This window comes from Gimesia aquarii (genome assembly GCF_007748195.1).
Classification (GTDB): Bacteria; Planctomycetota; Planctomycetia; order Planctomycetales; family Planctomycetaceae; genus Gimesia; species Gimesia aquarii.
This window is the reverse complement of sequence record NZ_CP037920.1, coordinates 6,115,406-6,138,470: the sequence shown is the minus strand read 5'-3', so window position 1 is coordinate 6,138,470 and position 23,065 is coordinate 6,115,406. Positions and strand designations below refer to the sequence as shown.

Below are 23,065 nucleotides of genomic sequence, written 5' to 3'. Positions count from 1 at the left end.
TTAAAAGCGAGCTTCCAGTTGAAACTCTTAAGTTGCTAAGCCGAGTTCTCATTTAGTGATTGAACAGAAACTCTCGAGAGTTCAATAATGACCAGAATACATCGTTTAAGGTATTCGCTTGATCTTTTTTGTTTGCATCAAGTACTTGAACCAGCGAAGAATATTCTTTATCAGTTGGTTTACGCGAGATGCAGGAAATATACATTTCATCAACGATTTCCAGAGGCTTCTTGCCAGCTTTGAGTCTGGAGTCAACAAATTTACCTTGGACGATTTTGTTGTTGACGGTGTCACCATTCAGCAGGTGCAAAGCTTGTGAAAGGCTGGGTTCCATACGTACTTCACAGGAACAGACGGTATCACGTTTCGCACGACCAAATGTGGTCAGGAAGTAAGTTGAAGTATTTCCGTCGGCAATTTGGACTGCACGAGCCCCCAGAGGCAAGCCACGAAACTTATTAGGTGCATTGGTAACTTGACTGATGCAATCTAGTAACACCTCAGCACGCATGCGCCTGGGTAATGCGTGTGAGAAATTAGTCAGGTCCTTCTCATTGGTGGTATTTGTCTGAGTCGAAAGCTGATAGGTTCGCGAAGTGCAAATATCGCGTACCAGTTTCTTAAAGTCATAGTTGTAGTCGGTGAAGCGTTTTGCAAGCTCATTGAGCAATTCAGGATTCACTGGCGGATTACTGACACGGACATCATCGACTTCATTGATGATTCCTTTACCAAAAAAGTGAGCCCAGACAATATTACTCAAGTTAGTGGCAAAGTAAGGGTTCTCTTTTGAAGCTAACCATTGTGAAACAACAACACGACGGTCTTTACCACGGGTATCAGGTTCAATACCGCCTAGAAACTTTGGTTTCATGACGCGTTTATCAACTAAGTGCCGAACTTCTCCGCTACCGCGATTATAAATAATAGACTCACGAGGATCTTCACTTCTTTTGCGGCCAATTTGCGAGAAGAAAGAAGCAAAGCTGTAGTAATCATCCATCGTCCAGCGATCGAAAGGATGATTATGACATTGGGCACATTGAATTCGCATACCCATGAAAACTTGTGCTACATTCTCGGAAACTTTTAACGTGTCGCGTTCATTTTCATAGTAGTTGGTTGCTGCATTGGCGAATGTACCACCGGTAGAACCAAGAAGTTCCTGAATCATCACGTTAATAGGAACATTGGAAGCGATCCGTTCCTGTAACCAGTTGTAATAGAGCAAGGCAGATTTATAGCTGATACGGTTATTTACCGTTCGAATTTGCAGTAATTCCGACCATTTCATGACCCACATTTCTACGAATTCTTTGCGGTTCAACAGTTTATCAACAAGTTTGTCCCGTTTTTTAGGATCTTTATCAGCGACAAACTGATTGAACTCTTCGATTGTGGGAAGGATCCCACAGATATCGAGACTGGCACGACGCAGAAATTCGGCATCAGAGCAGAGCTCGGAAGGAATGACTCGTAACTTCTTTAATTTGTTGTGAATGAGTGTGTCTACATAATTCGATTCGGGGACATTGGGCCATTCAAAATTAAGTCCCTTAGGCAGGACGACAAAGTGCGATCCCACAGTGTGTGTATCGAAGCGGGCCATGATAAATGCTTCACCACGATTGTTGGCGGTAATCAGTCCTTTTTTCGTAATCGTCGCTGAATTGTCATTATTAGAGGAGAATGATGCCAGGGAAGTTACGTCACGTGTCGTTCCATCGGAATAAGTAGCCACAGCAGAAACCTGTTGTTTGGTTCCTTTTCCATCCATGACTCCACCTTTAGGGTAAATTTCCACTTTGGTGACAGTCGGAATGACGCCCGCATCGTAGGGGGCACCAGCTTGTAACCAGCGAAGTACGGCTGTGTAATGTTCCGAACCTTTTTCATAAAGCTTTCCGCCAGTGTGCGGTACAGCACCGATGGCTTTTTCGATCAGGAGACTTTCCTGTGGCAGGCTGAGGTTAATACGCCGTCCACTGAGTTCGCGTGTTAAACGGTGATGATCACCTTTGGGATCGAATCCGAATAGAGATAATCGGAATCCATCTTTTCCTCGGGCGGCGCCATGGCAGCTTCCTGTATTACAACCAGCCCGCATGAACGTGGGCATAACGTCTAGGTTAAAGCTGATGGGGCGATCTTCTTTCGCTTTCACAACTTTTGCATGCAGTTTTACATTCGCACCACCAAAGCTGGCAATTAAATCTGTTTCACCATCGGCGGCTGGGTAAAGTACATTTTTGTCTAGACGCACAATACCAGGTTTTGCAGGTTTCAATTGTAATTGTGCTGTGACATCCTGAGTGAGGCCATTGTCATACACGACCTGAGCGATGATTGATTGACGATCACGACTGGTAGTCAGTTGAATATTTTGTGGATAGACATTTAATTTGACCAACTTAGGTGCTGGCTTAGGAGCAACGGGCTTTGCCGGAGCAGGTTTGGCCGGAGCAGGTTTGGCCGGAGCAGGTTTGGCCGGAGCAGGTTTGGCCGGAGCAGGTTTGGCCGGAGCAGGTTTGGCCGGAGCAGGTTTGGCCGGAGCAGGTTTGGCCGGAGCAGGTTTGGCCGGTGCAGGTTTGGCCGGTGCAGGTTTGGCTGGAGCAGGTTTGGCTGGAGCAGGTTTGGCTGGTGCCGGTTTCGCTTTATCATCAGCCGTGGAGAGAGAGAGTCCACTACCAATAAAAACCAGAGACAAAAAGCTGCGAAATACTAATTGGTGACGCCACATAATCAAAAACCTTTTTTCGTCAACAGAATTTCGTTGAGGAAAGTGATATTAAGTTTGAGTTCTACTCATTCGGAATTGAGCGAACTATTTTAAATCTACGTTATTTTGAACCAGATTCCAGACGTTTCTGGGCTTCTAATCGGAGTTTTTCCAGTCGAGTCAGCCGCTTCGGAGGCGCTTCTTTTTTGGGTTGCGCTTTTTTCGCGACTGGTTTCGGTTTGGGCGGTTCATTCTTTTTGGGTGGGGCAGGTTTGTCGATTCGGAGTTCGGTACGTCCCGTTGTATGCACAACGGTTTCGCCATTCATAGGAATTTCCACCTGGCAGAAAAGGCTCTTATGCCGTCCCTGTGGTGATGCGGGATCCGTTTTCACTTTGAATACAACCTCTTTACTCTCTTTATTAAACGAAATATCTGTCGTGGTGACTTTGGGGGGTAGTCCTACCAGTTTGATTTTTGCATCACCCTCAAATGGGTTTTTCATGCTGACGGTGCAGAGAATTTCTGTTTCTTTTCCCTGTTCCACAGCGGAACGTGCCAGTTTGAGATCCACAAACGAGTCGGCAACTTCCAACGAAGCCAACTGAGATGAAACCCAGGCGGCGCCACCAACATCAGCAGAACCAATCACAAAAACCTTCCATTTTTTAATTTGTGCATTTCCATTAGCATTGAGAGGATAGAACGCTTCATTCTTTCCTTTCGGGATGGTGACGCGACTGGAAGCGCCCACTCCCGGTGGTCGGAAGGGAAATTGTAAAGTGATTGGTTTATCGAAACCTTCTTTTCGAGTGACAACTACTTTGAGTTGCATCGAACCACTACGTGTGAGTGGAACCTTAGGTTCTACAATATCTAACTTAAAGGGAAGCTCTTCTACAACGGCTACAGGTATTTGAGCCACATCTTTCAACCAGAGCAATTGGTTATTACGAACTCGAACCAGGTCAGCCCGGTTTTTAAAGACACCTTCAATTTTTTGTTTTGGATCGGCATGTCGACCTTTGAGCGCAATCAGCTCGCCTTCTACAGGAGCATCGGCGGCAGCTTCAAACACAACCGGCATGGTGGTTAAATTCGCGGCCATGGGCTCTGCAATCATTTTGATGCCTTTGGGAATGTTACTAGGATCAAGAACAATCTCACCCCCAAAATTTTTCCGAGCGACACTAATGACAGCGGCGAAGCGATTTCCTCGGGCAACAACAATTCGTTGACGTTCCTGAGAGTAGCGTGCATTTCTGGGAATACCCAGATCTAATGAGGCAGTCACAGGCAGCATCTCAACTCGATAGATAAAATCTTCACCTCCACGGGCGAGGTGGTCAGTAATTGATAGATAATATTCACCATCCGCTGGAAACTTGTAACGGAAGTAACTGTCGGGACCGCGTGAATCGTCGTTGGCGGCCAGTCTTTGAAACTTGGCATTATAAAGGGCCATCACTGGATCAAGGGGGGATCGGATCCGACGTGAGTAACATTCAATTTCTAATGTCTGGTTTTTCTTTCCCTGGAATTTAAAGTAGTCAATGTCACCGGCTTTCTCGATAATGCCATTAAAAGCATTTGGGAGAGTTGCTACTGATGCTTGTTTAAATTCATTGTTGGGTTCCTTCTCGAATGAGTTACCATGCGGGAACAAGCGGAAGACATTACCAGAGGGAGCACTGCCTCCTGCATCGGAAGCAAAGAGACGGAAATCATCATCTGGTTTATTGGGAAGCTGAAATTCCTGAACCAGATTATTGACTGTATTGCCTTTGAAAGTGACTTTCTGCTTTGTTCCTAACTGACCACCGGCCGGATAAACGGCTGTAGGGCGAGGATAGGTTCCCACATGCAGGCGATAGAAGGCGGCGCCATTTCCACGATATGAACTATCGCGAACAAGAATCGTGTATTTTCCATCTGCGGGAGCAACGACGGAAACAGCAGTATCATTTCTTAACAGAGGCAGGTCGTCTTCTGCTTTCAGTTCAAATCGTTTTTCATCAAGAATTGCGACATAAGGGTCGAGCAGAGTGGTTGCCAGACGAACGCCTTCAATTTCGGCTGATATACGCTGACCTTTTTTTGCGTTTACTACAAAATAGTCAACATCTTCATTTTGAATGACACCGGTTACCGTATGGTTTAACTCGATGGCCTGGGGGGTTTCGAATTTACTGTTGGGCTCTTTTTCGGCGACTTCGGGAAACTGTCCGACCCAGAATGTTTTGTAGTCGGAAACACCACTTTTCGTGCGGACCTGGAAAGTATGCTCACCCAAAGCACAGTCTGGTGCAATTTTTACGATTGCGGTACAGACATTCGCGTTTTTGGGGTTACCTTTGATTTCTTTAAATTCGAACCCTTTTTTATAGGAAAGAATTTCAACGGCATCAGATAATCGAGCCCCAATGAACGTCAGGCTGACTTCCGTGCCACGTTGTCCACCCCGAGGACGAACATAATTTAAGCCAGGGCTTGCTGCCTCGGATAGATCCACGAGTAACAAGCTAAATGCGATTGCCAAAACTCCGGTGCAGACAGAGCTGGTATACTTCTGCGGCATCACAGTTCCCCCCCTTGGAAAAGTAGATGTTCGAATATCTGTTTTTTATTTCGCCTGAATTGAAATGTTAGCACGAGAGAAGCTCTCACGTGCTAACATTTCGGTTTCAAATTATATAACGCTTGCTTAAGCAAGAAGCTCCTTGATGACTTTACCGCCATTGACAATTTCAATGGGTCGGTCACCAGGTGCCATGAGTTCTTTATCAGAAACGATTCCCATACAATGGTAGATCGTTGTTGCCCAATCCATTACAGAAAGTGGGTTGTCTTCTGGTTCACTGGCAATGGCATCAGATGCACCATAGATGTTTCCACCTTTGATGCCTCCCCCAGCCATTACGACACTAAAGACTTTTGGCCAGTGGTCTCGTCCGGATGTCGCGTTAATTTTTGGTGTTCGACCAAATTCACTACAGACACACACTAGAGTGCTCTTGAGCAGTCCACGTGTGCTAAGATCTGAGATCAAAGTAGCGAATGCTTGATCAAACGAAGGCACGTTTCTGTTGATTCCATCTTGAATACGATCGTGCATATCCCAGCCGCCGTATGTCATGGTTACGAAGCGAGCACCCGCTTCAACAAGACGCCGTGAAAGCAGCATGCGAGCTCCTGCGGAATTACGACCATAAGCGTCACGAGTTTTGGCATCTTCTTTGTTGAGATCAAAAGCTTCCTGCGAAGCTTTGGAAGAAACCATGTCGTAGGCTTGCTTATAGAAGGTGTCAACGGCTTCCAATGCATCCGATTTTTCTTTGGAAACAAAGTGATCATTAACGGCTCCCAATATCGAGCGACGACGTGTGAATCGGTTGGTATCAACACCGCCGGGCAGATTCAGGTCACGTACTTTGAAACCGTTAGATGCTGGGTCGGAACCAACACTGAATGGGGCAAAGGAAGAGCTAAGGTATCCTGTACCTGCAAATGTGTTGGGCTGATTAGGAATGCACACATATTGTGGCATGTTGTTCTTAGGACCGAATTCGTGTGTGACTACACTTCCCATACTGGGGAATTGCAGAGCAGGGCTAGGACGATATCCGGTGAACATATTGTGTGTGCCCCTTTCGTGAGCCGCTTCACCGTGTGACATGGAACGGCAAATTGTCAGCTTGTCCATAACCTGTGCAGTTTTCACCATCTTCTCATTCAATCGAACTCCCGAAACATTTGTGTCGATCGAATTCATGGGCCCGCGGTACTCAACAGGAGCATAAGGCTTGGGATCCCATGTTTCCTGATGGGCGGCTCCCCCTGGAAGATAAATGAAGATGACCGATTTTGCGACACCTTCTTTACTTTCGTAATGTTTCAGTTCCGCTTGTGCACTTTTCATTCGCAGGAACTGTGGCAAAGTCAGTCCGATACCACCTGCAAAACCTACATGCAAAAAGTCACGACGTGATTGTTTCAAGCTCATAGTGAAATCTCCATTTTCGTTCGTGGGGATAAGCGGTGTTTTGTTAAGGGCTCTTGTTTGTCAGAGTATTAACTTATTGTCTGGTTTGAGCACAAATCTTTTCAGGTTGGATAAAAGCTGAATTACTCAGCGGATGGCTCTAAAATTTGTATAAAATAGTAGAGTTTAATTGCAGGTGATTCTGGTAGTGTTTTCTAACTGTAACACATTAATGTAGTTGGGGTAGGAATCTTTTAAAAAACCACCTGTAACGTATTATGCCAAATCTGCTCTTCGTTTTTCAAGACAAATTTAAAACTATCTACTCAGAGCGTTCTTTAACAACGCATATATCAAACATGGTTGATGCGATTTTGTCAAGGATTTCTTTCCTATTTCCAGGATCTCACTGGAAATATTAACATTGGTAAAACGTCTGGTTTTATTTCTCAACAAGTCCTTTTTGCTCTGAAATCTGATACAACCGGTCCGATTCGAGGTTATCCCATGTCGAGATGTTTCCAGATGGCCACATAACCGAGACAGAGATGATTTCGCTGTCATTACCTAACCCAAAGGTAATGGGTGACTCAGTTTGGGATAAGTAACTGCGCGCGGGAGTTAAAGTTCGGCTTTGTAGACCCGATTTGGTTTTGATTTGAATTCGGGCGCCCAGTGCATCTCTGCTGGAAACCAGAGGATTCTCCGGACTTGCATTGTTCGGATCTCCCGTGAGCTGGAAACGGACCCAATGATGACCCGTTTGTTGATCGTTACGTAAGAGTCTGGGTCTGTCTCCGGTTGTCATTATTAATATATCCAAATCTCCGTCTGCATCGATATCACCGAATGTGGCGCCACGGCCCACCAGAGGTCGCACGAAGTCAGAGCCAACAAGAGATTCATCTAAGGGGAGAAACTCAGTAGCATGTTCGGGACCGCAGTTCCAGAATAATTGCGGCGCTTGTTTGTAGTGCTGCCGTTGCTGCACAATGTTGATGTCTTCTTCAAGATGACCATTGGCAGAGAACAAGTCGAGGCGACCATCAAGATCGGCATCGAAGAAGAAGACGCCGAATGTCAAAGCCAACCGTGTTTGCGGACCCAGTCCGTTTGAGACCGCTTCATCAATGAACTGCATTTCTTTTCCGGGAGAGGTATAGAGGGCTGTCATCTCATTGGCAAAGTTTCCAATGGCGATTCCGATGGTGTCATCGTTACGAAATGAGGCGATGTCAATGCCCATTGCACCGCGCGCGTTGCCATCCATGTCAAACGCAACGCCAGAGATTGCGGCCATTTCTGAAAAAGTACCATTTTGCTGATTATGAAACAGAAAATTTTGAACGGTATCATTGGTGATGAAGATATCAAGATATCCATCTTGATCAAAATCATAAAAATTCAACCCCAGTGATTTTCCTAATGGGACTCCTGTGCCTGCACTGAAAATTTTCAAACCGGCTTGTTCAGACACTTCAATGAATTTTCCATTTCCCTGATTCTGATAGAGCAGGGGATGTACGCCATTAAAATTTTGTGGACGACCGTAAGCGCGAATGCCACCTTTCAGAGTAAAATTCTGCGCGCGATCAAAATTGCGAGTCCATTCCACATAGTTGCAGACTAAGAGATCCAGATCGCCATCACGGTCATAATCAAACCAGCCGCAACTAGTGCTCCAAAGCTCTGAGGGGCCGCCGATACCTGCTTGACTCGTGACTTCATTGAAACGATTCCCTTCATTTTTGAAGAGACGATTGGTTCCCAAGGCGGAAATAAACAGATCGACGCGTCCATCGTTGTCATAATCTCCACAGGCGACTCCCATTCCATAGAGCGAAACATTCAAGCCCATGTCGGCAGTCACATCTTTAAAGTTGCCAGTGCCATCATTCTGGTACAAGGTCAATGAAGATCCTGTACTTGGTATTTCCTGTTTTTGATCCCATGGCCAATTTTGTGCGCCGACCAGCAGTAAGTCCTGATCACCATCATTATCATAATCAAAAAATGCAGCGCCACCTCCCATCGTTTCAGGAAGCAGTTTTTCTCCCGCAGCGCCATTGTTGTGAACGAAATCGATGCCTGCCTCTTTTGTAATGTCAGTAAAGGGAATCTTGGGGAGAATGATTTCTTCAACATCACGTTCTTTGGGTAAGGTTAATGGGGTTTCCTTTACTATTTCTTGAGGCTGACCTTGTTGTGTAATGAAAAAAATTGCCCCTCCAACAAGCGCGACGACCGCCATCACGATCAGGGAATACCAAAAGGCACGACCAATGGATTCGTCGTTTTGTTGTGTTTCTTCTTCCAGATTAGCGTCGTTTGGTTTTGCCATCGAATGACCTTTGCTAATTCTCGTTCAAAGACTCTGCTGATTTTAGAGAAGTGAAAATTGTTGCGTTATGGTTTTATCGTTCGATTGAGTGAATAAATGACAGGATGTTCGGCCGCGTGGTTAGCCGCCGGGTACTTTTCACGAGCCTTTCGTTCGGAAAGCCCTCTTGCCGTATCATCGATTTTGTATTTCTGATGTAGTTTACGATGTTTGGTTGCTAGTTCTGCTTGTTCCCGTTGCTCATAGATTAATGAGAGATTGTAATGCGCGGTCACATTTTCCGGATCCAGTTCAAGTGTCTTTAAGAACTGCGCCTTTGCCCGATCCAGAAGTTGATCGCGCTGGTCTTGCTGGGCTTTGGTACGGAAGCGCTTGGCCTGATCGAACAAGTTTTGCCCCAGGTCATTAATGACGACATAATCTTTACTGAAGTCAAATCCGCGGCGGATTCGCTCTTCGGTCTGATCTTCCAGCACACTGCGAAAGTTTCGTTCTGCTTCTTCCAGATGTCCCAACTGCTGGTTTACCTTGCCGCTTAGCCAGGCGAGCGTCCAGGCAGGGGCGGGGGGATCAGTAAATGTAGTGGCTTTTTTCAGAATATCTACAGCGTCCAATAATCGTCCTTCACGAAAGTAAACGCGCGCAAGATTCAAAGAGCCGTCATAGCGGCCCAGTTGATCGACTCGTTCGAATGCTTCAGTCGCCTGTCTTAATTCTGCTTTGCCTTTGAGAAAGAGTCCGATGCCATAATCGTTCCAACGTTCCCACTCCGGAATCTCAACTGGCTTGTTTGTGACCTTGGTTGTAACTCCTTCTACGGGAAACGTAATCGTATCAGAGGCAATTGTGGTAATTGGCAACGTATTCACATAAGGGACGCCCGGCTGCTTTCCAGGGAGTTTCTGTCCTTTGGATTCAAGAGAGGATGCGATGAACTGCATATAGTGTGTATCAAATTTTCGATACTGCAGTTTGGCTTCAACGGTGACCGGAGCCGTTAGATTCTTGGGAAGCTTGAGCTCATAATGAATGGTTTGCCCGGCGCCGGGGGGAATCTGATTATTATAGAGGGCGACAAAAATGTCTTCTGCGTTACGACGCGCGATACGATTGCCTTCGCGGTCGATCACAAACGCATTCACAAAATGCGACCAGGGGTCAACGGTCCCATCTTCTTCCCGAGAACCGCTGCGGCCAATGATGCGGTCACCACTTTTGACAACGATGTCCAGCCAGACCTCATTCGAATCGGCAGTGCCTTGGGTGAAATGGTGTCCTACTTTCAGGGTACGGAGTACCGTCTCTAACAGATATGTTTTACCCGGCTTTAACACAGGGACTTCGGGACGTAAGGGGGCAGTCAATTTTCCGTCGATGGTTCCCTCTTCCCGGATGCCGAATAAATCGACACGCAGATTATCTTTGAGAAAATCCTGATGGGCCTTTACTGTGCTCGAATCATTGCGCAGGGCGGCAATCGCTGTATTGGCGGAGGGAAACAAATGGTTGTGGACACTGAGTTCTTTAGAATCGTAAAAGTGTCTGGCTGCAAAATCATCTGAGGCTTTCGCAGGCATGTGACATTTGTTGCAATTTTCTTCTGCTTGCGGCGGATAATAAAAACTCCGTGCGCCATGACCAGAAACACCACTCAGTAAAAAAGAGTCATAATGGTTTTGCCCACGTAGAAATTTATATTGATTTAGCTCTTCGGGTAAATGCACCTTGTGACAAGAGCCACAGAATTCAGTTGATTTGTGCAAATCTTTTAAAAACGTTTTTTTATGAAACGCAGGCTTTGCTTTTACCAACTGGTTATTGACCCATTGTAAAAACGGGTTGTCACTAAAAGCGAAGGGGTAGTGGATTGGTTCTTCTATTGTGAAGTCACTATTACCGCGCACACTGTTGACGTGAGTGATGGCATGGCAAGAAGTGCAGGTAATCCCTGCCTGAGCTGTGGGATGATTGATATCGTCAAAGTTGGGATCATCAAAGGCGCCACTGAAGAAAGGGACCGGATCATGGCAACCTGCGCAGAAGCGGGCTGCTTGTAAGTTGCCATCACGTTCAAAAGCCACTTTGCGTGTTTCACGAACTGATGCCAGATAAGCGGGATTATTAAATGAGCTGAGATGATGCACACTGTTTTTCCAGTCAGCATGAGTATCAGGGTGACACTTTTGACAATAGTCATCCATCATCAATGCTTTTGCCGGAATGAAGTCGCCGGTTGCAGTACGAGCCAGTGAAGGAAAGAAGTATTTCTCACCTTCCTGGGGACCAGCGACATTCCACTTGCGGGGATCAGCCGAATGGAACATTAACATGCCAGCCACCATGACGGAAATGAAACCCATATATGTGATGCCAACTTTCCAGCGGATTTTGGGGCCTACCAGCCGATGCAGCCAGTAAAGCCAGATGGCAAATAGTGGAGAGATTACATGGCACCAATAAGTGATCGACCGTGCGGTCGGGTTTTTTAAGTCGAATGAGCCAATCCGTAATAAGAGGATTCCGGAGATCAATAACAGGCAGGAAGTGATGAACAGCGCATAACCCACACGCACCGCGCGGCGATTGAGACGGTTCTTCGTATTAAAGATATGCACTACGCCAAACAGAACAAAGGGAGCCAGTAGTAATAGTCCCAGGATCAAATGTCCTAGAAACATATATTGATAAAACCAGTTCTCCAGAGTTTCACCACTCAACCAGTCGTAAACAGTGATACTGACCAGGTAAATGGAATTGGCGCCCAGTAACGCGACTAGAAACAAAACCAGATATAATACCTTGCGCAATTTCGGACCGACGGCGCGGCGAACAACGCGGCGTGGTTGTGATTCAACCACTGATGAATCGGAGGATGTCATAGTGACAATAGATCCTGCAAAAAATGGCTGCAATCGAAACTCGTCCCATCAATGACTCAATGATCGGCGTTAGACCATCTCTGAATTGAGAATGGCTGCGCACTGACAAGTTTCATGAAACGACAGAAACATTGTTTCTGTGACAAATGCGTTTCAAGAGGCCAAAGCCTGTGGAGGACGATCAACACGTCTTCCATGGCTCTCAGGTAGAATCAATGTTCCATAACACATTGATTCACTCCGAAGAGTGTGGGCAGGAACTGTTTCTAAAAAGAGAGAGCAAGCGGGCTTTAAGATTGTAAGCGTAGTCGCAGGCGTTTGCGGTTGCGGATTAGATTGTTGATTGCCACATTCCGGACCCGAACAGGGATAGGATTGTGGCCTTTGATCTGGTGCATACAACAGGATTGTTGGATTCTCATTTTGCTGACCAGCGTGGGAAAGATAATCACCACACGTGGCATTCGCCGATTCACTCGTTAGCAAAGTGAATGCGCACACCGTGACTGCAGTCAGTAGAACTTGCATTGCAGATTGTTGATGTGATCGGTGCAACATACTCATTACTACGAAATGAAGCTGAGAAAACGTGATAGAATCAGTCAGAAATAGATCTCTTGCTATAAGTATATACATAAATATATACAAAAACGGTTTTAAATCCGAGAAAAAAAGTAATCGCTCAGGCGAATTTGGTCGTTTTATTGTCTGACACTGTGATCACTAATGTGTCTCAAAAGCCAAAAATTGAGTCAAATCATATGTTGAGATGGAAGGAGTATCACAATGAGCCAGTCTGATAATCGTGAATTGTTAAGTGATGTAGGAAGAATTTGCTTCAAGTGCTTTTTAATGACCATGGGAGTGCTCCTGGTCTGGTTTGCCGCTTTTACTCAAGCTGGAGATTGGGCCTGGGAATTTCAATCGCAATGGTTTAACGAGTTAAGTAAGCCAGAGTTTATCCAAATCAATTATTATGGGATGACCTTCTTGAAGCTGTGTGCCTTTCTGTTTTTCCTCTTCCCTTGTCTGGCCATCAAATGGCAGTTGAAGAGAAATCGGCCGATGAATTCAGCATAATGGAATTGGGGGTTGACGAAAATTCCGATTCCGAAGACACTTTCACGACTTTAGTCTGCATAGTCGGACAAAGTCGTGAAAGTAAAGCAGGGAAGCTTGAGGAATTGGTAGTATGATCAATTGGCGAATGGCAAGGTACCGTCTGGAATATCTGGTCTTCCGCACGTTAGTTTGCATCGTGCGGTGTCTACCCGTTCGAGAATCAGTCGCGCTCGCGAAATGTCTTGCATTCTTTATCCACTATTGTCTGCCTCGCAAGCTGACGCGTTATCAGGTCGCCTCCGAAAATTTGCGAACCGCCTTTGGTGAGGAACTATCTGAAAAAGAAATTGAGCAGACCATCTATCAAATGTGGGTGCATCTGTTTCGAATGGTCGTCGAAATCATCCAGTTACCACGTAAGTTACATCGTGGGAATATCTATGAAGTGATGAAGTTTGATTATCCACCAGAATTAATTACCGCTTTGTGCTCTGGTAGACCCGTGATCCTGTTAAGTGGTCATTATGGCAACTGGGAGATGGCGGTTTCCGTATTTGGCCTGTTTGGATTTCCGATGGGCGTCGTCGCCCGCGAATTAGATAATCCCTTTTTGAACAAATGGTTTGAGAAATTTCGACAATCTACCGGACATCGCGCCATGGCAAAAAGTGGAGGCTATGATGACATGATTGCCACCATCGAGCGCCGCGGGCATCTGGCGTTACTTGGTGATCAGGATGCGGGAAAACGGGGATTATTTGTCGACTTTTTTGGCAAACCGGCATCCACGTTTAAGTCAATCGCATTATTAGCTCTTGAGTATCGGGCCTATATATGTGTTGGTTACTCTCGTCGGCTTCCCGATCACTTTGAGAATCGTCAATGGGTCCATTTCGAATTGGGTTGTGAACAACTGATCGATTCTACTCAATGTGTTTCGAATGATCCCGTGGGTGAGATTACTCAACAGTTTACGACGGCCTTGGAAAGAGCGATTCGAAAATCACCGGAACAGTATTTCTGGGTTCATCGCCGCTGGAAAAGTCAGCCGCGTGTCCGTGCAAAAAAGAAGCGTCTGTCCGAGTCTCTTCCGGAAAAAAAGGCTGCTTGAATTGATTCAGGCGCATAAGTCTACTACAACCTCTCTCAGAGCCTGATTTCTGAAGGTGCGAGTCGAGTCGTTACTGTCGCATTTCATTGGCCGTTTTTTCGAACGACTATTGAATGGATCGCTTTGACATCAAGATCCTGTTTACCTTGGTCATCGGGTTGTATCTGGACTTTTGAGGAAGCGGATCGGAGGGGCAAATGGGTAAAAAAGTACGGATTGCAGCTGAGGATGAAATTCCTGCAGGTTCAGCGGGAGAGTTTGTTGTCGAAGATCAAGTCATCGCGTTATTTCATGTGGATCAGCAGTATTATGCGATGGATGGAGTCTGTCCACATGCGGGGGGGCCGTTGGGCGAGGGAACATTAAATGGAACGATTGTTACCTGTCCCTGGCATGGATGGCAGTTTGATGTGACTTCCGGACAGCATTGCCTGAATCAGCGTTTGTGTCATCCCACGTTTCCCGTCTTTGTGGAAGATGATGGTATTTATATTGAATTGCCCGAGTAACTAGCCAGCAGAGAGATGAATTGAGCGAAATGATTTGTAAAGCTGTGATTTTTGATTGCGATGGAGTGCTGGTTGACAGTGAAACCCTGGGAAATCGTGTATTAGCGGAAATGATTACTCAAATGGGTTATCCACTCTCACCCGAGCAGGCAGTCCAGCAATTTAAAGGAGGCAAACTGGCAGACTGCATTGTGGTCGTCGAAGAGCAAATGGGGAAAAAATTACCGGATGATTTTGCTACTCAAGTGCGGGCGCAGATGGCAGAAGTATTTCAAGTGGAACTACAGGCAATTCAAGGAGTTCGCGAAGCCCTGGAGTCGATTCCTGTCACAAAGTGTGTCGCCTCGAATGGTCCGGAAGAAAAGATGGCGCTCACATTGGGAATTACGGAATTGCTTCATTTCTTTGAAGGACGAGTTTATTCTGCCTATACTCTGGGAGTCTGGAAACCGGAACCGGATCTTTATCTCTATGCGGCTTCCCAAATGGGAGTCCATCCGGAAGAATGTGTGGTCGTGGAAGATAGTCATCTGGGAGTCCAGGCAGCGGTCGCTGCGGGGATTCCAGTACTTGGTTATGCCGACCATAGTTCACCAACAGAACTGGAAGCATTCGGCGCGAAATCCTTTCGTTCCATGCGCGAACTTCCGGCCTTGCTCGGTTTTGAATGATGTCATTCCTGAACCTCTTCGAAGTGAGAGGCATCTCTACCCGGCAAAGATTGCTGTTTGAAAAATCCACGATCAATTTCAATGCGCGAAAATCGCCGATCGACTGGTAACTTTTACAGACTCAATTTCACACTGAGTAAAATGAGTAGATCTTACAGTCGATAAAATCAAAAAAAACTGAACTTTTCGGTCAAGATGCTAAATTGATTAAGCCGATAATAGATAGTACGCCAGGTCGGATTCTGGCTTTTAGTATGTTCAGTGCTTATGAAATGATTTTTGTGTGCAGGGAAATACCTCTGCCTGGTTAGAGTTTAACCAGTCAAAAATTAATGAGTTCGATATAGGGAAGGATTCTCAATGCAACATCGACTTCGAATTTTCACCGGTGAGGAAGAAACACCAGAACAGGCAGACTCTTTAGTCAATGTCCGTTTTGGGGAAATTGCAGACGCTTTAGCAGAAGCGGTTTACTATCGTCGTACCTGGGTCTCTGACTTCTCCGACGACGAAGTAAAAATTCCCTCTGATTTATATGCGATTCTTTCAGCCTACAGTCATCTTCGCCCAGGCGCCTAATGGTCAAACGGCCGCTGTCTCAAAAGTTTCTGATTATAGCGCTCATCGCCATGGGCCTCTTTTTGGTCGTTTGGGGTGCACAGCGGTTTTACGATCGTTATAAAGTGAAGCAGGTTGCGCTAGAGTTTGTGAAGGCTTTGGAAACAGGGAATGAAAATCGAATTCGCGCTCTGCTGACACCTGAGAAAGCAGAACTGGCTGCAAAATTGAAACAAGATTCGCAGGAGAGTCTTGAACCCCTCGATTATCGTTTTCTTCAAGTTCGATTGACGGGCAGTACCGCCGAGGCTCGAATTCAAATTCAGAAGACCGGATATGCCATTAAGCCCGATATCCACCTTATTAAAAGTTCGACAGGCGTCTGGAAAGTGAGCTCCATTTCCCAGGCCAAGGTTGATCCTCTTTGGCATGATCAAGAAGATCGACATTATCGAGAAGAATTAATCAAAGAAGGTGTTCCTTCGACTGAGGTAGAAGGCCGTGTCCTTGCAAAAAAGCTTGCGCGTGCTTTAAATACAACCGTTACAGAATCTTCTTCGGGGCAAGTAGATCCATAACGGTTTTTTATTCTTCGAGAGCACGCTTTTTTTCTTCCGAGGTCGCTATGTCTGAAACTCCTTCAATTTCTGAACATGCATTGCAGATTTGGCATGCAGGAGTCAGGGCAGTCGATTCAGAAGCACTCGTTCGTAACGCCATCCAGGTTACAGTCAACGAACTTACTATTTGTGGTCATTCCATACCGTTACATGACCAGAAAAAGTTACTTGTTGTTGGAGCTGGTAAAGCAGGTAGCGGTATGGCCGCTGGTGTGGAAGCGGCTCTCAAAGGTTCAATTCTTGAAAAGCAGCTTTTTGGCTGGGTGAACGTACCCGCTGATTGTGTGCGTTCTCTGGAACGAATCCATCTGCATGCGGCACGACCTGCGAGTTTAAATGAACCAACGGCCGAAGGGGTGTTTGGTTCAAAGCAAATCCTTCAGCAGGTTTCCAACTTATCACCGGATGACATTTGTCTGGTACTCATCTCAGGGGGAGGCAGTGCGTTATTACCCGCTCCTCTCCCTCCCGTGACGCTGGAAGACAAACAGGCTGTAACACGGTTGCTGATGTCATCAGGCGCCAGTATTCAGGAACTGAATTGTGTTCGTAAACAAATTTCCGAAGTCAAGGGAGGCCGTTTAGCTGAGGCCGCCACTTGCGGGACTTTAATCGCACTGGTGATTTCAGACGTTGTTGGCGATCCATTGGAGTTCATTGCTTCCGGGCCAACAGTTGTTGACTCTTCAACACCGGATGAAGCAGCAGAAGTATTAAAACGACTTGTAAAAGATCCGCAACAAGTACCTGCCACTGTTTGGGAAGTTTTGGAGAATAATCGGAAACCATCTTCTGAACTGAAAAAATCTGATCAGACAACAATCATCAATCAGATTATTGGCAGCAACGCGACAGCATTGGAAGCAGCAAAACAGACAGCGCTGGAGTTGGGCTACGAAATCTACTCGATGGGCTCTGAGAACGAAGGTATTGCTGCTGAAATTGGGGTAGAACTGGCAGAAGTTTGCCTCGAGTTTTATGCGGGCAGAGGACCTATTATGAAACCAGCTTGTGTCTTGAGTGGAGGCGAACCTATAGTCGATTTGTCTTCCACGCAGAATCCAGGTAAAGGTGGGCGGAATCAGGAAGTAGTGTTGGCTGCAATGCAGCGTCTTTGGAATGAGGAAATTTCTAATGTCTGCATACTATCTGGAGGAACTGATGGAGAAGATGGCCCCACCGATGCAGCAGGTGGCATACTTGATACCGCCATTCTCCAACAGGCGCATACACTTCAGTTAGATCCTGATGTTTTTTTGAAAGAACATAACTCTTATCCCTGTCTTGCAGCCTGTAATGGTTTATTGAAAACAGGGGCCACACAGACCAATGTCATGGATTTAAGAGTGGCCTTAGTGCAATGATCATTTCAAGGACTTACTTGAGTGGTGAGCTAACTGGGAACTCAAGCCATTTGTAGTTCTTGTTCAGACACGGCACGAACGACATGCACGTCGTCATATTCAAGAAGATTTGTCAATTGATGTAGACCATCTTGTTCCAGGATTTCAACAATCGGATTATCGTAATATGTTCGGTTTGTCCGAATCACAATAGCCTGTTTTCCGTTGTTAAGTTCAACGAGAGAGCCGACCGGGTACAGAGAAATGGATTGCAATAAGGCGCGAACGGAGTTGCAGTCATATTTTCCCAACGAAGCTTCATAGACGAGTTTTTCAGCAGCTTGATAAGGTAGTAGCCCGAGTTTGTTGGGACGCGACGACACAAGCTCAATAAATTCGTCTGCCACACTGGCAATTTTCGCGAGAGGATGAATTTGGTGCCCTTTTTGGCCTCTGGGATAGCCTGATCCATCACAACGTTCGTGGATTTGATATGCGATGAGTTTGGAAATTGTCGGAACTTCAGTGACCTGATTTAATAAATCATAAGTAATCGTGGGATGTTTTTTCAGCTCGAGAATCTCAATCGGATTGAGGGGTTTTGTTTTCCAGAGTGCCTGGGAATTCACGCGACCCATTCCGGTATCATGCAATAGACAACCAATGGAAAGCTTTATCAAATTCTCACGACTTAATCCGAGTTGCGTGCCAATTGCCATTGCGAGACTCGACATTTGCAGCCCATGTCTACAGAAATTGCCGACATCAATTGGCGTCATTCCTTCTAAGACAAAAAGATCCATGTCCTCTGCCATTTGCACGAATGAAATATTAGTGATGTCATAGATCTGTCGCATACTGATTTGTTTAGTTGAAAGCAATTGTTTATACACACTGCCCGTAATTTTAGTTAAGGCAGTAAACTGTTCCCGATACTGATTTTTCATTTCAGTAGAATAACTACTGTTTTGAACCGGTTTGATTTCATGCAAGAAAGAACTGGTCTGAATGTGCCAGGGAGAATCTGTGCGTTGGGTATCCATCTCCTGTTTTTGCGAAGCGGCCTGCACAGATTGGAGCCGAATTTTCTGCCGTCTCTTATTCTGGTTCGATTTCGGTTCAGAATTTTGGCTCTCACCAGGAGGGAGCATTAAATTTTGCAGGTCACGTTCATGGACCCGCACACTACGAATTCCACGTTTTTTCAGGTTTTCAATCGTACCTTTTGTGATCGTTTTACCGCTGGCTAACAGTAAGATATTATTTTCACTGTCAGCATCAAAAATGGGAGCCTGTAATTTGACTCCCATGCGGAGTCGGTCAATATCCAGAGAAGTGTATTGACTGGCTTTATTTTTGACTGATTGAGCAACCATAAAATTAACGCCGTAGTTCTTTGTTTTCGTTCAGTTTCTGTCACATCAATTTAATTTGTCATGCGCTGAACTGGTTCACTCCAATTCTTGTGAACCGCGCAGGAAGATAGCAGGAATGTTAAAATTTAGTTTAGATACAGCAACAGAACTGATGGTAAACCTTTTTAGGTGCTTTACAAAGAACTTCAGAGTAAAGACATAACTGATCTATCGGTTATGATGATTTTAGCGGAAATGAATTTACACCTGTTTCAGGCTGTTATCCGCGTTCCTGTTGATAGAGTGCCGTCAAGAAGTCTTCGATGTTTTTGAATTTTTTCCCTTCTGCAGCGATGGTTTCCACTTTTGTGCGGGCTTCCGTTGCCGAATACCCTAAGCTCAGTAACGCTTCATAAGCCTCTCCGAACACATCGGGGCTCTGCTCATCGGCGGGAAACTCTTTCGCTATAATCAGTGCGAATTTCGTCATTTTGCGTCTGAGTTTCGCGACAATTCGCTCGGCAACAGCAGGACCAATGCCAGGAAGTGTTGTGAGTTGCTTGAGATCATTTTCTTCAATGGCCGTCGCGACTTCTTTTACTGGACGTACCATGGCACGCAAGGTTTTCTTAACACCCACTCCATCGACCGAACAGACGAGTTCAAAGAACTCTTTCTCTGCATGGTTCATAAATCCGATCAAGCGAGGTGTGAGCCTGCCTTTTTGTGGATTACCTTCAATGTACTGGATTGTTTTAAGACTGACTTCCTGACCAATGAGTGATTGTAACTGTCGGCGAACAAATTCAGGAATAAAAACCTGATAATCAAAGGCACCAACTGAAATAATCGCTTCAGTGAGATTGAGTTCAACAAGTTGTCCGCGAATATTAGTAATCATAGTTGCTCGATTGAGTATTGATTTGTGAATACACTGTCAGATGCAGGCAATGCGAATTGTATGGTAATGGCACAAAGCCGCAGCAAATGCATCAGCGACATCGTTAGGTTCCAGAACCGTATTCAGCCCGAGTTCTGTTTTGATGGCGTGTTGCATTTGTTCCTTGGAGGCGCGACCACTGCCGGTAATCAGTTTTTTAATTTGAGTTGGTGTATAATGCACAACAGGAACAGTTGCCTCGTGAGCCACATAGATGATTGCACCACGGGCATGAGCCATGATGATCGAACTTTTGGGAAATTTGGGTGTCGTAAAAACCTGCTCAATGACCATCACATCTGGTCGATATTCTTCAATGACTTCCCGAATTCCAGATGCAATTTCATGCACGCGATTTGCCAGATTCGATTCCTGAGTGGAACGAATGATTCCTCCTTCACAGAGCACCGGGCCTTTTAACGAATGTTCCAGTAATGCGTAGCCCGTCCGGTTGAGACCGGGGTCGATTCCCAGGAACCGAGTGGGATTTCTTAACTCTTCATCATCCATTGTCGAGTTTAAATTCATGTTTGGCTCGATCGATCAGTGCATTGATCTAACAATTCCAATTCTAGCCACGACGCCACAGACTACCCTCAGGACGATCTTCGACAGTAATTTGACACGCTGCTAATCCGTCGCGAATTTTGTCAGCGATATCCCAGTTTTTGCTGGCACGTGCCTCTTCTCGGATTTCCAAAACCAGTTCCATCAACTGATTGGCGAGTCCATCATCGGCCTCTGCTTCTTTTTCAGGTGCTTTGCGGAATACACCCAATAGATTCGACAATTCTTTCAGCAGGCAGGCTCCCGATTTCAATGCATCAATCATAGGCTGGTTCTGTTTTCCTTCACCATCCAGTTTTTGTGCATGGATTAATGCGTTTAATGTCGAGCGTAACTCGAATAGTACGCCGATCGCTCCACCAGTATTAAAGTCATCGTCCATGGCTTCCAGAAATCGTTGACGCAATTCTGATAGTTGCTGAAAGTATTCCGCAGGCGTTCCTTCCAGAGAAACCGAATGTTCTCGTTTTTCTGATGCAGGAAGATGGTAAAAGCTTTCTCCCGTGATCCGCTCATACGTCTCAAAGAAGCGGTAGAATCCTTCGACACCTTTCCCGGTTTCTTGAATATTTTCGTCGCTGAAGGCGATGGGGCTACGGTAATGAGTCGACAGTAAAAACAAACGCACAAGTTCTGGGGGATGAATGGCGAATAGCTCCTTCACCGAGGCGGCACCTTTGGAACCCGAGAGCTTATCGGCTTCCTGTGCCTCCTGGTCTACAACCACATCTCCGTGACGGTCATGTTGTCCTCCCACTTTCCCGGGAGCATCACTGGCCTGCATTAACCCATTGTGCACCCAGTAACGCACGTAATTTTTTCCTGTACAGCATTCTGACTGGGCGCGTTCATTTTCATGATGTGGGAACATTAAATCGAGGCCGCCACCATGGATATCGAACGAATCACCGAGTAACTTGCGGCTCATAGCAGAGCATTCAATGTGCCAACCGGGACGACCTGGTCCCCAGGGACTGTCCCAGGCAGGTTCTCCCTCGCGCGATCGTTTCCAAAGAGCAAAGTCAGCAGGATTCTTCTTTTTATCATTGGCTTCCACACGAGTGCCCGCAATCATTTCTTCGATTTTGCGGCCGCTGAGAGAACCATAATTGGGATCTGACTCCGCAGAAAAATAGACGTCCCCGTCGAGAGGATAGGCATTCCCTTTCTCGATCAACGATTGAATGATCTCCAGCATTTCCGGGATGTAATCGGTTGCTTTGGGGAAATCAGTAATCGAATCGACGCCCATTGTTTCCAGGTTTTCAAAGTAATCCTGGGTCATCTCAGTTGCTAACTTGTCCACCGTGGTATTCAGTTCGGCGGCTCTGTTGATCAGCTTGTCATCGATGTCTGTGATATTATTAACGAATTTGACTTCGTAGTTGTTGTACTTTAAGTAGCGCGCGATGGTATCGATAATCACCGGTCCCACCATGTGACCGATGTGAGCATGTTTATAAACTGTAGGGCCACAGAGATAGATACCTACCTTCCCTGGTTTGAGTGTTTGAAAGTCTTCCTTTTTTCGACTCAGAGTATTGTAAATTCTTAGTGTCATTGTCCCAAATACCTGAATTACTTTCTGTTTTCAAATAAGGATTCGCTCGCTAAAGCAAGCACAGGTTCTAGTTATTTTGTTTCTCACGTGTTAAAAGCACGATGGCATCTGCCGTCATCGCTTCTTGTCTTCCCACCGGGCCCACACGTTCTCCTGTCTTGGCTTTGATGTTAATTTGCTGCTCGTGAATGTTGAGTGTTTTGGCGATTGATTTTCGAATTGATGGTTTGTAACCGGCTAGTTTAGGTCGTTCTGCCGAAATTGTGCAATCCAGGTTTACAATTTGCCAATCCGCCTTCTGAACCTCCTGGTAGGCTGTCATAAGTAAATTTCTTGAATCAGCATCTTTCCAGCGATCATCTGTATTGGGAAACATCTCACCGATATCACCAAGGCCTGCTGCTCCCAATAAAGCATCCGTAATCGCATGGAGTAAGACGTCCGCATCACTATGTCCAACAAGCCCCATATCAAAATCAATGGGGACTCCTCCTAAAATGAGTTGGTAACCGGATTCAAGCCGGTGACAGTCCTGGCCGGAACCAATTCGTATTTCAGGTAAATTGTCAGATATCTGTTGTGATGCCATGAGTTTTGATCATCGTGATTGTTAAATTTTGATCCAACGACAAGAATGAAACTATTCATGTGAATATATGATTGCGTGTGGTAGACCAAAGCACGGAGATCATAGCCGGACTGGGATAACTTGGCAATATGAGCCAATGTTCGGAAGTCCTGCCTGATTCGGGAGTAGCGGAAAATTGACATATGAACCCCTGGATCTTTGAAGAACACGAGGTGCACAATTCGAAATTGACATAAATTCTGATGTCCGTTAGACTCC

The 23,065-nt window shown here is 45.8% G+C and carries 18 protein-coding genes; 7 read left to right on the top strand and 11 right to left on the bottom strand.

Annotated elements, in window-relative coordinates:
• Positions 1 to 52: 52 nt before the first annotated feature.
• The 6 genes from V144x_RS23445 to V144x_RS23420 form a co-directional block, all read right to left on the bottom strand.
• Positions 53 to 2,740, bottom strand: a complete 2,688-nt coding sequence (locus V144x_RS23445) for a DUF1549 domain-containing protein (RefSeq protein ID WP_144988753.1) — start codon at positions 2,738 to 2,740, stop codon at positions 53 to 55.
• 100 nt (positions 2,741 to 2,840) lie between these two features.
• Positions 2,841 to 5,297: a PPC domain-containing protein gene (locus V144x_RS23440; RefSeq protein ID WP_144988751.1), complete on the bottom strand. Its 2,457-nt coding sequence runs from the start codon at positions 5,295 to 5,297 to the stop codon at positions 2,841 to 2,843.
• Between the two features lie 126 nt (positions 5,298 to 5,423).
• Positions 5,424 to 6,722, bottom strand: a complete 1,299-nt coding sequence (locus V144x_RS23435) for a DUF1501 domain-containing protein (RefSeq protein WP_144988749.1) — start codon at positions 6,720 to 6,722, stop codon at positions 5,424 to 5,426.
• Positions 6,723 to 7,143: 421 nt separating this feature from the next.
• Positions 7,144 to 9,042 (bottom strand): CRTAC1 family protein, encoded by a 1,899-nt coding sequence (locus V144x_RS23430; RefSeq protein WP_144988747.1) that lies wholly within the window; start codon positions 9,040 to 9,042, stop codon positions 7,144 to 7,146.
• A gap of 65 nt (positions 9,043 to 9,107) precedes the next feature.
• A complete protein-coding gene (locus tag V144x_RS23425; protein WP_144988745.1) occupies positions 9,108 to 11,921 on the bottom strand; it encodes a multiheme c-type cytochrome in 2,814 nt (937 codons plus the stop codon).
• A 153-nt stretch (positions 11,922 to 12,074) separates the two neighbouring features.
• Positions 12,075 to 12,479, bottom strand: coding sequence for a superantigen-like protein SSL4 (locus tag V144x_RS23420; RefSeq protein WP_144988743.1), 405 nt, complete (start codon positions 12,477 to 12,479; stop codon positions 12,075 to 12,077).
• Positions 12,480 to 12,707: 228 nt separating this feature from the next.
• Between V144x_RS23420 and V144x_RS23415 the strand changes: the two genes are divergently transcribed.
• From V144x_RS23415 to V144x_RS23385, 7 genes are all read left to right on the top strand, one after another.
• Positions 12,708 to 13,001 (top strand): DUF6868 family protein, encoded by a 294-nt coding sequence (locus tag V144x_RS23415; RefSeq protein WP_144988741.1) that lies wholly within the window; start codon positions 12,708 to 12,710, stop codon positions 12,999 to 13,001.
• A 112-nt stretch (positions 13,002 to 13,113) separates the two neighbouring features.
• Complete coding sequence (locus V144x_RS23410) at positions 13,114 to 14,094, top strand: lysophospholipid acyltransferase family protein (protein WP_144988739.1); 981 nt, start codon at positions 13,114 to 13,116, stop codon at positions 14,092 to 14,094.
• Between the two features lie 197 nt (positions 14,095 to 14,291).
• Positions 14,292 to 14,603 (top strand): Rieske (2Fe-2S) protein, encoded by a 312-nt coding sequence (locus V144x_RS23405; RefSeq protein ID WP_144988737.1) that lies wholly within the window; start codon positions 14,292 to 14,294, stop codon positions 14,601 to 14,603.
• A gap of 29 nt (positions 14,604 to 14,632) precedes the next feature.
• Entirely contained in the window at positions 14,633 to 15,274 is a 642-nt protein-coding gene (locus V144x_RS23400) for an HAD-IA family hydrolase (protein WP_144988735.1), read from the top strand.
• A 360-nt stretch (positions 15,275 to 15,634) separates the two neighbouring features.
• Positions 15,635 to 15,853, top strand: a complete 219-nt coding sequence (locus tag V144x_RS23395) for a hypothetical protein (RefSeq protein WP_144988733.1) — start codon at positions 15,635 to 15,637, stop codon at positions 15,851 to 15,853.
• Complete coding sequence (locus V144x_RS23390; protein WP_144988731.1) at positions 15,853 to 16,410, top strand: hypothetical protein; 558 nt, start codon at positions 15,853 to 15,855, stop codon at positions 16,408 to 16,410. The genes V144x_RS23395 and V144x_RS23390 overlap by 1 nt, the downstream gene beginning before the upstream one ends.
• A 47-nt stretch (positions 16,411 to 16,457) precedes the next feature.
• A complete protein-coding gene (locus tag V144x_RS23385; protein ID WP_144988729.1) occupies positions 16,458 to 17,816 on the top strand; it encodes a glycerate kinase type-2 family protein in 1,359 nt (452 codons plus the stop codon).
• A gap of 41 nt (positions 17,817 to 17,857) precedes the next feature.
• On the opposite strand, the gene V144x_RS23380 is transcribed toward V144x_RS23385, so the two are convergent.
• From V144x_RS23380 to ispF, 5 genes are all read right to left on the bottom strand, one after another.
• Positions 17,858 to 19,171 (bottom strand): HD-GYP domain-containing protein, encoded by a 1,314-nt coding sequence (locus V144x_RS23380; RefSeq protein WP_144988727.1) that lies wholly within the window; start codon positions 19,169 to 19,171, stop codon positions 17,858 to 17,860.
• Between the two features lie 259 nt (positions 19,172 to 19,430).
• Positions 19,431 to 20,051 (bottom strand): Holliday junction branch migration protein RuvA, encoded by a 621-nt coding sequence (gene ruvA / locus V144x_RS23375; RefSeq protein WP_144988725.1) that lies wholly within the window; start codon positions 20,049 to 20,051, stop codon positions 19,431 to 19,433.
• 36 nt (positions 20,052 to 20,087) lie between these two features.
• Positions 20,088 to 20,618, bottom strand: coding sequence for a crossover junction endodeoxyribonuclease RuvC (gene ruvC / locus V144x_RS23370; protein WP_232102616.1), 531 nt, complete (start codon positions 20,616 to 20,618; stop codon positions 20,088 to 20,090).
• 43 nt (positions 20,619 to 20,661) lie between these two features.
• Positions 20,662 to 22,218, bottom strand: coding sequence for a cysteine--tRNA ligase (gene cysS / locus V144x_RS23365; RefSeq protein WP_144988723.1), 1,557 nt, complete (start codon positions 22,216 to 22,218; stop codon positions 20,662 to 20,664).
• Between the two features lie 67 nt (positions 22,219 to 22,285).
• Positions 22,286 to 22,807, bottom strand: coding sequence for a 2-C-methyl-D-erythritol 2,4-cyclodiphosphate synthase (gene ispF, locus V144x_RS23360; protein ID WP_144988721.1), 522 nt, complete (start codon positions 22,805 to 22,807; stop codon positions 22,286 to 22,288).
• Positions 22,808 to 23,065: the final 258 nt, after the last annotated feature.

Excerpts from the sequence above, each read along its gene's own strand:
- V144x_RS23440 (WP_144988751.1), bottom strand. The coding sequence starts at position 5,297 with ATGCCGCAGAAGTATACCAGCTCTGTCTGCACCGGAGTTTTGGCAATC.
- V144x_RS23385 (WP_144988729.1), top strand. The coding sequence starts at position 16,458 with ATGTCTGAAACTCCTTCAATTTCTGAACATGCATTGCAGATTTGGCAT.
- V144x_RS23405 (WP_144988737.1), top strand. The coding sequence starts at position 14,292 with ATGGGTAAAAAAGTACGGATTGCAGCTGAGGATGAAATTCCTGCAGGT.
- V144x_RS23425 (WP_144988745.1), bottom strand. The coding sequence starts at position 11,921 with ATGACATCCTCCGATTCATCAGTGGTTGAATCACAACCACGCCGCGTT.
- ruvA (WP_144988725.1), bottom strand. The coding sequence starts at position 20,051 with ATGATTACTAATATTCGCGGACAACTTGTTGAACTCAATCTCACTGAA.
- V144x_RS23390 (WP_144988731.1), top strand. The coding sequence starts at position 15,853 with ATGGTCAAACGGCCGCTGTCTCAAAAGTTTCTGATTATAGCGCTCATC.
- V144x_RS23445 (WP_144988753.1), bottom strand. The coding sequence starts at position 2,740 with ATGTGGCGTCACCAATTAGTATTTCGCAGCTTTTTGTCTCTGGTTTTT.
- cysS (WP_144988723.1), bottom strand. The coding sequence starts at position 22,218 with ATGACACTAAGAATTTACAATACTCTGAGTCGAAAAAAGGAAGACTTT.
- V144x_RS23410 (WP_144988739.1), top strand. The coding sequence starts at position 13,114 with ATGATCAATTGGCGAATGGCAAGGTACCGTCTGGAATATCTGGTCTTC.
- ispF (WP_144988721.1), bottom strand. The coding sequence starts at position 22,807 with ATGGCATCACAACAGATATCTGACAATTTACCTGAAATACGAATTGGT.
- V144x_RS23420 (WP_144988743.1), bottom strand. The coding sequence starts at position 12,479 with ATGTTGCACCGATCACATCAACAATCTGCAATGCAAGTTCTACTGACT.
- V144x_RS23395 (WP_144988733.1), top strand. The coding sequence starts at position 15,635 with ATGCAACATCGACTTCGAATTTTCACCGGTGAGGAAGAAACACCAGAA.
- V144x_RS23415 (WP_144988741.1), top strand. The coding sequence starts at position 12,708 with ATGAGCCAGTCTGATAATCGTGAATTGTTAAGTGATGTAGGAAGAATT.
- ruvC (WP_232102616.1), bottom strand. The coding sequence starts at position 20,618 with ATGAATTTAAACTCGACAATGGATGATGAAGAGTTAAGAAATCCCACT.
- V144x_RS23380 (WP_144988727.1), bottom strand. The coding sequence starts at position 19,171 with ATGGTTGCTCAATCAGTCAAAAATAAAGCCAGTCAATACACTTCTCTG.
- V144x_RS23430 (WP_144988747.1), bottom strand. The coding sequence starts at position 9,042 with ATGGCAAAACCAAACGACGCTAATCTGGAAGAAGAAACACAACAAAAC.
- V144x_RS23435 (WP_144988749.1), bottom strand. The coding sequence starts at position 6,722 with ATGAGCTTGAAACAATCACGTCGTGACTTTTTGCATGTAGGTTTTGCA.
- V144x_RS23400 (WP_144988735.1), top strand. The coding sequence starts at position 14,633 with ATGATTTGTAAAGCTGTGATTTTTGATTGCGATGGAGTGCTGGTTGAC.